13 protein-coding genes are annotated in these 12,697 nt (G+C 47.5%); 8 read left to right on the top strand and 5 right to left on the bottom strand.

Features of this window, described 5'->3' with window-relative positions:
* Positions 1 to 31 precede the first annotated feature (31 nt).
* The 6 genes from HMPREF9473_RS00940 to HMPREF9473_RS00915 are packed head-to-tail and all read left to right on the top strand — an operon-like array spanning position 32 to position 5,214.
* Entirely contained in the window at positions 32 to 460 is a 429-nt protein-coding gene (locus HMPREF9473_RS00940; RefSeq protein WP_006778166.1) for an ATP synthase subunit C, read from the top strand.
* 3 nt (positions 461 to 463) lie between these two features.
* The gene (locus HMPREF9473_RS00935; RefSeq protein WP_006778165.1) at positions 464 to 769 is read left to right on the top strand and encodes a V-type ATP synthase subunit F; all 306 of its coding nucleotides are present in this window, start codon (positions 464 to 466) and stop codon (positions 767 to 769) included.
* A gap of 36 nt (positions 770 to 805) precedes the next feature.
* Complete coding sequence (locus HMPREF9473_RS00930; RefSeq protein WP_006778164.1) at positions 806 to 1,408, top strand: V-type ATP synthase subunit E; 603 nt, start codon at positions 806 to 808, stop codon at positions 1,406 to 1,408.
* The gene (locus HMPREF9473_RS00925) at positions 1,401 to 3,167 is read left to right on the top strand and encodes a V-type ATP synthase subunit A (protein ID WP_006778163.1); all 1,767 of its coding nucleotides are present in this window, start codon (positions 1,401 to 1,403) and stop codon (positions 3,165 to 3,167) included. Before HMPREF9473_RS00930 ends, HMPREF9473_RS00925 begins: the two co-directional genes overlap by 8 nt.
* An 11-nt stretch (positions 3,168 to 3,178) precedes the next feature.
* Positions 3,179 to 4,573 (top strand): V-type ATP synthase subunit B, encoded by a 1,395-nt coding sequence (locus HMPREF9473_RS00920; protein WP_006778162.1) that lies wholly within the window; start codon positions 3,179 to 3,181, stop codon positions 4,571 to 4,573.
* A gap of 17 nt (positions 4,574 to 4,590) precedes the next feature.
* Positions 4,591 to 5,214 (top strand): V-type ATP synthase subunit D, encoded by a 624-nt coding sequence (locus HMPREF9473_RS00915; RefSeq protein ID WP_006778161.1) that lies wholly within the window; start codon positions 4,591 to 4,593, stop codon positions 5,212 to 5,214.
* A 121-nt stretch (positions 5,215 to 5,335) separates the two neighbouring features.
* On the opposite strand, the gene HMPREF9473_RS00910 is transcribed toward HMPREF9473_RS00915, so the two are convergent.
* From HMPREF9473_RS00910 to HMPREF9473_RS00890, 5 genes are read right to left on the bottom strand one after another with little or no spacing between them, the layout of a single operon-like run.
* Complete coding sequence (locus tag HMPREF9473_RS00910) at positions 5,336 to 6,346, bottom strand: PHP domain-containing protein (RefSeq protein WP_006778160.1); 1,011 nt, start codon at positions 6,344 to 6,346, stop codon at positions 5,336 to 5,338.
* Positions 6,321 to 7,505 (bottom strand): MFS transporter, encoded by a 1,185-nt coding sequence (locus HMPREF9473_RS00905; RefSeq protein ID WP_006778159.1) that lies wholly within the window; start codon positions 7,503 to 7,505, stop codon positions 6,321 to 6,323. The genes HMPREF9473_RS00910 and HMPREF9473_RS00905 overlap by 26 nt, the downstream gene beginning before the upstream one ends.
* Before the next feature lie 46 nt (positions 7,506 to 7,551).
* Positions 7,552 to 8,382: a carbohydrate ABC transporter permease gene (locus tag HMPREF9473_RS00900; protein ID WP_006778158.1), complete on the bottom strand. Its 831-nt coding sequence runs from the start codon at positions 8,380 to 8,382 to the stop codon at positions 7,552 to 7,554.
* Positions 8,382 to 9,251, bottom strand: coding sequence for a carbohydrate ABC transporter permease (locus HMPREF9473_RS00895; protein ID WP_006778157.1), 870 nt, complete (start codon positions 9,249 to 9,251; stop codon positions 8,382 to 8,384). The genes HMPREF9473_RS00900 and HMPREF9473_RS00895 overlap by 1 nt, the downstream gene beginning before the upstream one ends.
* A gap of 23 nt (positions 9,252 to 9,274) precedes the next feature.
* Entirely contained in the window at positions 9,275 to 10,123 is an 849-nt protein-coding gene (locus tag HMPREF9473_RS00890) for a helix-turn-helix domain-containing protein (protein WP_006778156.1), read from the bottom strand.
* A 104-nt stretch (positions 10,124 to 10,227) separates the two neighbouring features.
* Here HMPREF9473_RS00890 and HMPREF9473_RS00885 point away from each other — a divergent pair, with 104 nt between their 5' ends.
* Complete coding sequence (locus tag HMPREF9473_RS00885; RefSeq protein ID WP_006778155.1) at positions 10,228 to 11,577, top strand: ABC transporter substrate-binding protein; 1,350 nt, start codon at positions 10,228 to 10,230, stop codon at positions 11,575 to 11,577.
* Between the two features lie 75 nt (positions 11,578 to 11,652).
* Positions 11,653 to 12,537, top strand: a complete 885-nt coding sequence (locus HMPREF9473_RS00880) for a glycoside hydrolase family 43 protein (RefSeq protein ID WP_157140193.1) — start codon at positions 11,653 to 11,655, stop codon at positions 12,535 to 12,537.
* Positions 12,538 to 12,697: the final 160 nt, after the last annotated feature.

Below are 12,697 nucleotides of genomic sequence, written 5' to 3'. Positions count from 1 at the left end.
TCACTATTTATGAGAAAAGGAGAATTTTATCATGAGTTTATTAGTTAAAATCACATTAGCAGCAGCATTAATCTTAAGCATTGCCGTACCATTCGGCGCATTTGCAATGGGCGAGAAGACAAAAGGACGTTACAAAACAGCATTGGGCGTTAACGCATTCTTATTCTTTGGTACCTTAATTGTTTCCTCCGTATTTATGTTCTCCGGCAACGCGTTCGCTGCTGAGACAACAGCCGCTGCTTCCGGAGTTGCCGGTATGGGTTATCTGGCTGCCGCACTTTCTACCGGTCTTGCCTGTATCGGTGGCGGTATCGCCGTATCCGCAGCTGCAAGCGCCGCTCTTGGCGCAATCAGCGAAGACGGTTCCATCCTTGGTAAATCATTAATCTTCGTAGGTCTTGCCGAAGGTGTGTGTCTGTATGGATTAATCATCTCTTTCATGATTTTAGGTAAGTTATAAACTATGAAAATGTACTTAATCAGCGACAACATTGACACCTACACAGGTCTCCGCCTGGCAGGTGTCGAGGGAGCTGTGGTCCATGAAAAGGAGCAGCTCAAGGAAGAACTTGATAAAGTGATGGCCGACAAGGAAGTTGGGATTGTTCTGCTCACAGAGAAATTCGGCAGGGATTATCCGGACCTGGTTAATCAGGTCAAGCTGAGCAAAATGCCTCTGTTCGTCGAGATTCCCGACCGCCATGGCACCGGCCGCAAGCCAAACTTTATCACTTCCTACGTGAATGAGGCAATTGGATTAAAATTATAACGAATAGCGAAATTAAAATGAAAGAAGGTGGTCGTCTTGACAACAGAAGAAAAATTAGAGCATTTTTCCAGCTTTTGTATCGAAGATGCCAGAACCCGCAGTGCAAAGATGTTAGACGAGTACACAAATGCCCTGGAGCGGACATTTGAGGAACATCAGGCCGACGCCACTCGCCGTGCCAACATGCAGCTCGACGCCGAGACAGCCAAAATGCAGAGGGAAATCAACAAGAATCTCTCCATTGAACAGATAAATTTAAAGCGAACCCTGGGACACAAGCAGGATGAGTTGAAGGATATGCTTTTTGTGGAGTTAAAGGATATGCTGGAAAACTTCATGGAGACTGCTGATTATCAGAAGCTCCTGGAAAGCCAGATTTCCCGGGCAAAAGAAGTGGCCGGCAATGAACCGCTTATCATCTATCTGGACCCGGCTGACGAGGACAAAGCCCGCAGACTGGCACTTCAGCACAATGCGGACATTCGCATCAGCGAGTATTCCTTCTCAGGAGGAAGCAGAGCTGTCATTCCGTCCAAGAATATCCTGATCGACAATTCCTTCGAGACGAAGCTGGCGGAAGCAAGAGCAGATTTCAGATTTGAGTTAAACACAGAAGCAGGAGGTAGGATTCATGGCTAAAACAGGTTCTATCTATGGTATCAATGGCCCTATCGTGCACATCAAAGGCGATGTCGGCTTTGAGATGCACGAGATGGTTTATGTAGGAAAAGAGAATCTGGTTGGTGAAGTCATCGGCCTGGCCTCTGATGATACAATTATTGAAGTTTATGAGGAGACAACCGGATTAAAACCGGGTGAAATCGTCACCGGTACCGGCTCCCCCGTGTCCGTAACCCTGGCGCCGGGTATCCTCAACAATATCTTCGATGGTATCGAGCGCCCCTTAAGCGAGATTGCCAAAGATGGCGGCGCTTACATCAACCGTGGTGTCAGTGTGGAATCACTGGATACGACGAAATTATGGCCTACACATATTACCGTTAAAAAAGGTGACAAGCTGTTCCCAGGCGCCATCATCGCCGAGATTCCGGAGACGCCGGCTATTACCCACAAGGTTATGCTGCCGCCGGATGTGGAGGGCTTTGTGCTGGATACGGTGCCTGATGGGGACTATACCATTAGTGACACTCTTATCACCTTACAGCAATTAAATGGCAAAGAATTAAAAGTAACCATGACACAGAAATGGCCCATCCGTGTGCCAAGACCTACCGCAAAGCGTTATCCGACCTCCGTTCCGCTTATCACCGGACAGAGAATTCTGGATACCCTGTTCCCGCTGGCAAAGGGCGGCACAGCTGCGGTTCCCGGCGGATTCGGTACCGGCAAGACCATGACACAGCATCAGATCGCCAAATGGTCTGACGCCGATATCATCATCTACATCGGCTGTGGCGAGCGTGGCAACGAGATGACCCAGGTTCTGGAAGAGTTCAGCCATCTGGTTGACCCGAAGTCCGGCAACCCTCTGATGGACAGAACCACACTGATTGCCAACACCTCCAACATGCCTGTGGCGGCCCGTGAGGCCAGTCTTTATTCCGGACTGACACTGGCGGAGTATTACAGAGATATGGGTTATGACGTTGCCATCATGGCGGATTCCACCTCCCGTTGGGCTGAGGCGCTGCGTGAGATATCCGGCCGTCTGGAGGAAATGCCTGCCGAGGAAGGTTTCCCGGCTTATCTGGCATCCAGACTGTCTGCTTTCTATGAGAGAGCCGGCATGATGCAGAACTTAAATGGAACCGAGGGCTCCGTATCCATCATCGGTGCGGTATCCCCACAGGGCGGCGATTTCTCCGAGCCTGTGACACAGAATACCAAGCGTTTCGTCCGCTGCTTCTGGGGACTGGATAAGTCTCTGGCCTATGCGAGACATTTCCCGGCAATCCAGTGGATGACCAGCTATTCCGAGTACTTAATCGATTTGGCGCCATGGTACACCGAGCATGTCAACAAAAAGTTTGTGGACTACCGCAACCGTATGGTCTACCTGTTAAACCAGGAGAGCAGCCTGATGGAGATTGTCAAGCTGATTGGCGGCGACGTGCTTCCGGACGACCAGAAGCTGATTCTGGAGATTGCCAAGGTCATCCGTGTCGGATTCTTACAGCAGAACGCATTCCACAAGGATGATACCTGCGTGCCGATGGAAAAACAGTTCAAGATGATGGATGTCATCCTGTACCTGTACAAGAAATCACGCTCGCTGATTTCTATGGGAATGCCGATGTCAGTTCTGAAGGAAGACAAGATTTTTGACAAGGTTATCGCCATGAAATACGACATTCCAAACGACAGACTGGATATGTTTGACCAATATAAGAAAGATATTGATACGTTCTATGATGCAGTCATTGAACGTAACGCGTAAGGAGGGACACCATGGCAGTAGAATATTTAGGTTTAAGTGCGATTAACGGACCTTTAGTTGTTCTGGAAGGCGTCCAGGGTGCGAGCTTCGATGAAATCGTGGAAATGACTGTGAATGGCACAGAGAAAAAGCTGGGCCGTATTGTAGAGGTTTATGAGGATAAGGCAATTATCCAGGTATTTGAGGGAACAGAAGGGATGGCGCTTCGCAACACCCATACCCGCCTGACCGGACATCCCATGGAGCTGGCCGTGTCGGAGGATATGCTGGGCCGTACCTTTAACGGTATCGGCGTTCCCATCGACGGCCTGGGAGATATCCGCTCCGATGTGAAGCTGGATGTAAACGGCAAACCGTTAAACCCGGTGACCCGTGAGTATCCGCGTAACTATATCCGTACCGGTATTTCCGCCATTGACGGACTGACCACATTGATTCGTGGACAGAAGCTGCCGATTTTCTCCGGCAACGGTCTTCCACATGACAATCTGGCAGCACAGATTGTACAGCAGGCTTCTCTGGGTGAGGATTCTGACGAGGAATTCGCGATTGTGTTTGCCGCGATGGGCGTCAAATACGATGTGGCTGATTTCTTCCGCAGAACCTTTGAGGAGAGCGGCGTTTCCTCCCACGTGGCTATGTTTATCAACCTGGCCAACGACCCGGTGGTGGAGCGTCTGATTACACCGAAGGTAGCGCTGACACTGGCAGAGTACCTGGCATTTGAGAAGGGAATGCATATCCTGGTTATCCTGACCGATATGACGTCCTTTGCGGAGGCCATGCGTGAGGTTTCTTCCTCCAAGGGCGAGATTCCTTCCAGAAAGGGCTTCCCTGGCTATCTGTACAGTGAGCTGGCAACCATTTATGAGCGTGCCGGCATCGTGGCAGGCAAGAGCGGTTCTGTGACCCAGATACCGATTCTGACCATGCCTAACGATGACATTACCCATCCGATTCCTGACCTTACAGGGTACATTACCGAAGGACAGATTGTACTGGACCGTAACTTACACGGACAGTCCATCTATCCACCTATCAATGTACTTCCATCCCTGTCCCGTCTGATGAAAGACGGTATCGGTGAGGGCTTCACAAGAGCCGACCACCAGGATGTGGCGAACCAGCTGTTCTCCTGCTACGCCAAAGTGGGCGATGCACGGGCCCTGGCTTCCGTTATCGGTGAGGATGAGCTGTCACCGCTTGACAAAAAGTATCTGGAATTTGGTAAGGAATTTGAGCGCCGCTTTGTGGGCCAGTCTCCTACGGAGAACCGTACCATTATTGACACTCTGACTATCGGCTGGGAGCTCCTTGGACTGCTTCCGAGAGAAGAGTTAGACCGTATTGATACCAAGGTACTGGATGTCTATTACAAACCAACTGAAGGCACTATCGAAGACTAGAGAATAGGAGGGATTTCATGAATCCGAATTCATTTCCTACAAAAGGCAATTTAATATTGGCCAAAAACTCTCTTGCTCTTGCCCGCCAGGGCTATGTGCTGATGGATAAGAAACGGAATATCCTGATTCGGGAACTGATGGAACTGATTGACCAGGCGAAAGATATCCAGTCTGAGATTGATGTGACCTTCCGGGAGGCCTACCTGGCCCTCCAGATGGCCAATATCGAGCTGGGTATCAACTATGTCCAGGAAATCAGCGCCTCCATCCCCATTGAGACCGGAATCCGTATCAAAACCCGAAGCATCATGGGAACCGAGATTCCGCTGGTTCAGCATGAAGAGACTCCGATGAGCCTGACCTATGCCTATTACAGCACCAAAGAGTCCCTGGATGAAGCCAGAGCCAGATTCGAGAAGGTGAAAGAACTGACTATCAAGCTATCCATGGTAGAAAACTCCGCCTACCGCCTGGCCAACAACATCAAGAAGACCCAGAAGCGTGCCAATGCATTAAAGAATATCACGATTCCGATGTACGACACCCTGACGAAGAACATCTCCAATGCTCTGGAAGAGAAAGAGCGTGAAGAGTTTACCCGGTTGAAGGTCATCAAACGGAATAAGACAAAAGCAGAATAATTGAAATGAAAGAGGCTGCCACGACAAACGTGGCAGCTTTTTATAAATCAGAGGTAATATCTGGGTAGCGCCAGGCATTACCCACGATTGGCTTCACATTGTTAAAGTGCTCCTAAAGCTCTTACAGATCTTCTATAAAATAAGCATTGGTATATGCCTTCTTCCCCCGCTCATCCATCACTTCAAACCGGAAATAAATGTCTTCGCGGTTAATCGGAATACTCGCCTTAGTCACTGGGCTGCCGTCCTCGTTCCGAATTACTTTTGTCGTTCTTCCGTAAGTGCCGTAGCGTATCGCTGACGCCGGTTCACATTCCAGCACCACACAGTCATCCTCTATATAGAGTTCGCGGATCACAGGACCGCAGGAAGCATAGAACTGGCCGTCTTTTAACGCCTGGAAAATGGTCTGATATTCCAGGGTATCGGCCTTAATCATGATCCAGCCGCCAAAATAATCGCTGTTTATAGAGTCAAAGTTATTGTCTCCATGGCAGTCATCCGCCGCCACGCAGTACAAGCGCTTTCCTGCACGCAACAGTTCATCATAAGTCCGCTCATTATATTCATTCATGGCCAAAGGAACCGCACAACAGGTGTTGTATATCTCCATAGCAAACATCCCTTCATAGCTTCCATAATCCCGATAATCCCCCAAAGACCAGGACGGATGATTGTAAGTGACTAAATATCCTTGTTCCTTTGCCGCGCGTATCGTGGCATTAATATGAGCCGGACTGTATTCTTTTTTCACTTTCTCACCAACAAATTTTATTCGGTTTTCATGCTGTTTGTTATTAAAAATCAACATGGCCGGATCATAAAAAACCTGGTCTATTTTGTGCGGATCGCAGGAGTAGATATTCATATGGCACACCTTTGTCACCGGCCAGTAATCTCCTGGCTGATTGACCGCCATCTCATAGCCAGTCAATGTCAGAAATTCCTCATCATTCAAATATGAATGGTCAAGCATCACCTCATGATCCGTAATGGCAAGTACCGAATATCCCCGCTCCTTAAAAGCCTCTTTCAATTCCTTTGGTGTCAGACGTCCATCCGACATCGTGCTATGACAATGAAGATTCGCTTTATAAAACTTCCCCTTATCTTGAATCAGATATTTTCTCATAACCGTACTTCCTTTCCAATTTTACCAGAATCACAATTCCGGCCAGACATAAAACAATCCAAGAAACATACATTATCTCAAAACTGCTGTATTCCAGAACATACCCATAAATCGCTGAACTGATTCCCGCCCCCATATAAGTAGCAAAATCCATAATCCCCGCCACAGAAGAAACCAATCCGTCCTTCTTGAAATTCATGGGATAAATACTCAGGATCGATGTATTCACAACGGAAATCGCCGCCGCCACCAGACTTAGGCATACCACGGAAACCATCGAACCGGCTCCCACACACAAGGGCATCAGAGCAATCCCGGATACACCTAACGCCAGCATGGTAACAAGGTGTTCCCTCCCATGACAGGCCCTGTAAATCACCGGATAAATCAACCGTCCCACCAAACTGATCACAGGAATAATTAACACATAAAATGCCGTCCCCGAGATACTCGTCTGAAACGTCTGCACGAAATAAGAGGGCGCCCATAAGTTAATATTGTCCTTCAGCACCCCATGAATCATGGCCGGCAATAAAATCAGCAGGATCTTCGGCTCCAAAAACAGCTGTTTTAACAAACTTCTCTTCTCCGTCTTCGCCGGTTCCTCAGTTCGAAACAGGAGCATGACAACACCGCAGACCACCAGGGTAACACAACCCGGCAGCATAAAGGCAAAACAGATCCCCAGCATAGACGCCGAAAATGAAGCCAGCACAATTCCAATAACACTCCCCGCCGCCACAGATGAGATCAGCAAAGAAGCGATATATCGTCCTTTCTCTTTATTAAAGGACGCCGATACCGTTCGAAGCAACGGCCCCCAGACCATGGACTGCGCATAGCCATTAATCGCCCATAGCACAAAAATTGCCGCAAATGGCGGCAATGCCCCGATCATCACATTACAGATACCGGCCAGCAACAAGCCGGTACAGATCATATTTCTCGCTTTCAGCCGATCCCCCAGACAGCCGTTAAACAACTGTCCCAGGGAATAGGTGATAAAAAATACACTGCTAAGCCACCCAATCTGTGCCTTCGTCATCATTCCCTCAGACTGCAACACGGGCGCCGCCACAGATAAATTCAACCGACAGACATAAACCGCACTGTAAGCCAAATATCCGGTTACAAACAGTAAAACAGATTTTTTCTTCATATGTCAATAAAACTCCCCATCAACCATCCGCATTTTCCGTCTTTCTCTATTTTACTGCACTGTCCATAGATCCCTGGACAAAATATTTATTCAATACGATATAAAGCACAATCACAGGCAGCATTCCCAGCACACAGTAAGCCGCAGCCCCGTTTAAGTTGCTCACCGCCTCCGTAGAAAAATACTGCTTGATGGTCAATACCACCGTATAGAGCTTCGGATTTTGTAAAATGTACATAGGATACAGATAATCATTCCAGACACCAACACCCTTTAGGATAATCACAGTTACCGTGACCGGTTTTAGCTGGGGCAAAATCACATACCAGAAACATTGGAACGTACTGGCCCCGTCAATAGTCGCTGCCTCATCCAGCGCCCGTGGAATGGATACAATATAATTACTGTAAAGAAAAATGGAGGACGGCAGACCAAATGCGGCTGACACCAGGATTACCCCCCATCTGGTATTGGTTGCCCCCATTTTAACCAGTAGGGAATAGACGCCCACCAGCACGGACAATGCGGGAATCATCATGACCCCCAGCACAATCGAACGGATGACCTCATTAAACTTTGACTGGTTCCTGGCAAGGGGATACGCCGCCAGACAACCGCAGAAAATCTCAATCACTACCACCGCCACAGTGATAACTGCCGTATTAAAGTAAGCGGTCCACAGCGTTCCTTTTTGAAAGATCCTGACGTAGTTATCAAGATACAGATAACCGGGCCATGCCAGTCTAGAACCAATATCCGTCATTTTTTTGAAAGACATTGCCAAAAGTACGTATAAAGGCAGAATATGTAACACTATAATGCAAAGTCCCAGCACATATTTCCACCACTGGGATTTGATACGCTTCGCTGCGTTCATCAATATTCCACCTCCCTCTTTCTAAAATACTGATTCATGGTCACAGAGACCAGCAGGATGAACAAAAACATAAAGACACCAATCGCCGAAGCATACCCCGCCTGCTCCGCCGTAAAGTAGGTGTGTGAGATAAAACTGGACAGCGAATGTGTTGAAAGTGCAGGCCCTCCATTGGTCATGGAAATGATAATGTCATTCAGCTTCAGGCTGTTAATCAAGTTTAACACTACCGCCGTGGACATGGCCGGTACCAGCAGCGGCAATGTGATGTTGCGAAACACTCCCCAGGACGAGGCCCCGTCCAGAGCCGCCGCCTCATAATACATGGCTGGTATATTCTGAAGGCCCGACAGATAGATAATCATGGAATTCCCCACAAACTGAAGTCCGTTGATGGCTGTAATCATCAGTCTGGCTCTCATGGGATCGTTCATCCAGTCTAACGGCGCAATACCAAACCAGGACAACATCTCATTAAACACGCCCCCCTGATACTGCACAAAGTAATACATGATATACCCCATCAAAAGCCCGGAAATCATAATTGGAAGATACACAAATGTCCTCACAATCACTCTTCCCCTAAAGTTCGTATTTAAAAATATAGCATATGCCAGCCCCAGTATATTCTGAATCAGCATCGACGCAAAGCCGTAGAGAAGAGTATTGAAGAACGCAGTCCAGAAATACTTGTCCTTCACCATGTTGATATAGTTCTGCACCCCGTACCATACCATATTCTGTGAGTAGCCGTTCCATTTAAAGAATGCCAGCCTTATCGCATTCCCCAGGGGAAACACAATGAAGGACAACATTAAGATCAGCGCCGGAATATAGTACAGATTCATTCTTATGTCCCGCTTCTTCATAATAACCCTCTCCTTTGTTCTGTCTATTTTAGATTGTCCTGTTGATGTGTACTTCTGTACACCCGCGGACTCATGCCGCACCGCTTCTTAAATAATCTGGAAAAATACTGCTGATCCATATATCCAAGGCTCTCGGCAATCTTGTGGATCGGCGTACTGGTGGTAGATAACAGCCTCTTGCAGATATCCATCTTCTGTCTGATCTGATACTCATACGGTGTGATGTCAAACTCCGCTTTAAATAACTTCGCCGTATAATCGAGGGAACGGGAAATCGAATCCGCCAGCTCCGCAACGCTGACAAACCGGTGGGTATTTTTATCCACGTACTGTCTCATCCGGATGGCTTCCTCACTGTGCAGAGGATTCTCATCGGAAATATGGGAGGAAACTCTGGCGATAATCTCCACGAATTTCCCGGCACAGCGGTTAAACACCATGTCATCCGGCAGTTCCGGCTCATTGGCAGTCTGCAGCAGCGCTTCAAACAGCCCCCGCACATCACAGTTCTTCACGAGAACCGTATCTGTCAGCCCATAAGTATCAATCACCGCCTTACAAAGCGGCCCATACAGATTCACAAAGAGTTTCACCCACGGCTGTTCGGCGCTGGAATAATACTCATGAGGTTTTCCCGGCTGCAGTAAATAAAAATCACCGGTCTGGGGATGATATTCTTTCGAATTCACATGAATAGTCCCCTCCCCTTCAATGATATATTCCAACACATAGACATTGGAAGCTTCCAGTGTCCTTGATATGTAATAACTGCTGTCACAGTAGGATGTCCCTGTCATTTCGATGCCGAAGGGACAGCTCTCCGGCGCTTTGGCAAAATATTTTATCTCTTCTTTGTAAATAGTATATTCCACCTTTCTTTTGTATTTTACAATTGAATATTATCATATTGTATTGTATAATGCAAGTATAATTTCCAAAAGGCACAACAAACTACATACTATCAGGAGGATGTACTATGAAAAGAAGAAGCACCGCGATTTTGTTAACCGCCATCATGACCGCTGGTCTTATCACCGGCTGTAGCAGCTCAAATGATGCGCCGGAAACCACCGCAAAAGAAGAGACCCAGACCACCGGCCAGACGTCCGGGCAAGAAACCGCTCCAATTGCCAGCGACCTGGCCGGACATGAAATTGAAGTGGCTCTGAATTACTCTGATAATGATTTAGCCAGTCTGCAGACCCTGATTGACCAGTTCACAGAGGAAACCGGGGTGAAAGTCAATATTGTCAGCTATGGCAGTGACTACGAATCTGTTATGAAGACACGGATGGCTTCCAACAGCCTGCCGGATGTCTGGAACACCCATGGATGGGCCACTCTTCGTTATGGTGAATACTTGATGGATTTAAGCGATCAGCCTTGGGCATCCAACGTGTCAGACAGTGTCATCAACGTCATTTCCGCAGACGGTAAATTAAACTGTCTGTGTATTACCTCCCAGTGCTCCGGTATTGTCTATAATAAGACAGTTCTTGACAAAGCCGGGGTTGACCCTACTACCATCCGTACCTGGGATGATTTCACAGCAGCATTAAGGACCGTAACCGATGCTGGATACACGGCAATCTCCGTTGCGGCAGCACAGCCTCACTGGATCTGCTACACGGCTGCCCCATACTGGACCACTCCGGGAGGTGAGCATTACAGTGAAGATTTAATTAAGAGCATGGGAGATGGTTCCTTTGACTGGGATGGTATGCTTCCGGAGGTACTGGAATTATTCCAGGGCTGGTATAACAACGGATATATGAATGAAAATATTTCAACTGCCACATGGGACGAGATTTACCAGGCTATGGCTGCCGACAAGACCGCATTCAGCTACGGCAGCACCAACGTAATTAAAAGTATCTGGACTTACAATGAAAATACGGAATTGGGCATCATGCCGTCTCCTGCTTCTGCCAAGGATGGTAAAATGACCTATTATTCCGGTGAAGGCTTTGCTTTCGGTATCTGGAGGGAGACCAAAGAAGCGGATGCATCGAAAGCATTTTTGGACTTCTTCGCCCGTCCGGATATCTCCGCCAAAGTTTGTGAGATCATCGGCGGTATTCCGTCCCTCACCGATTCCGACGCTTCGATTACCGGAGAAATTGCCGCATTGAACGACTCTGACGCAATCTTCGGCGACGCAATCTATTATGACAATGTATTTGACCGCCAGTACCTGCCATCCGGCATGTGGTCCGAGATTGGAACAGGTGGCTCTCTCTTCGCCGCTGACATCAATGGAAAGGGCATCGCCGACTGTACCGCTTATATCAGAGATGCTTATTTAAATAAGATATCTTCCAACTAATCCTTACACTTACACTTATTGAGAATGAGGAATCTTATGAAACTTTATAACCACAGACCAGGTGACAAAGCACCTATGGAGCAACCAGATCCGTATATTATTTGCTGGAATCACAGTTATTACATCTATGCGACGCACTCCGACGGAGTACAGCTTTACCGAAGCGGGAATTTTACGGATTGGGAATACCTGGGATTCTGCTATCAGAGCCCTGGAGAAAAAGAATATTGGGCGCCATCGGTGATGCATTTCGATGGCCGGTTCTACATGTACTACTCTTCTATGCGGGTCGGAGCCACCGACCCGCACGAGCAGCATATCAAGGTCGCCTCCTCCGTTTCACCGGAAGGTCCCTTTGCCTTAGAAAATGTCCTGCTGCCCCCATTCAGCATTGATCCGCATGCAGTTGTGACTCCCTGCGGCATGTACTTATTTTATTGTGTCAACGATACCGAAGCCGAATATCCGGGAACTATTATTGTCATAGACAAGTTAATAACTCCCACAAAACTCGATAGAAGCCCCAAAGTTGCCGTTCGTCCCACCCTGCCTCAGGAAATTTATGAGAAAAACCGTTTTCACGACGGCAAGGACTGGTACACCGTAGAAGGCCCTTACTACTTTGCCAGGGGCAATATACACTATCTGTTATTCAGCGGCTCCTCCTATCAACAGGATACATATTTCGTCGGTTACTGCACCGCAAAAGGATGTCCGACAGATTTAAGAAATCTCCACTGGATTAAATACCCGGACAACCATACCTACCACCCGCTCCTGAGCAGACACGGCGATATCGAGGGCACCGGACACAACAGCCTCATCAAAATTGATGATACCATCTGGATTGTCTACCACGCCCGCAGCAGCCTGGATACCATCAATACCGGCGACCGACGGGCCATGTACGCTGACATTCTTATCATTGATAACGATAGACTGTCTGTACAGTTCCATTAATAAAATTACATTTTACTCTTATAAAAATAAAGTGAGATAGACAAAAATATTTTAAATCTATTTCACTTTATTTATCTTAAATATGTTTAATACTATACCATAATTTTTCATAGTTTTAAATATATTTAATTCTATTGAGTTTTCTGTTTTATTGTGATAT

This window comes from Hungatella hathewayi WAL-18680, assembly GCF_000235505.1.
In the GTDB taxonomy this organism is placed as follows: domain Bacteria; phylum Bacillota; class Clostridia; order Lachnospirales; family Lachnospiraceae; genus Hungatella_A; species Hungatella_A hathewayi_A.
Note: the sequence above shows the minus strand (reverse complement) of the source record. Positions and strands in the feature narration are given on the sequence as shown.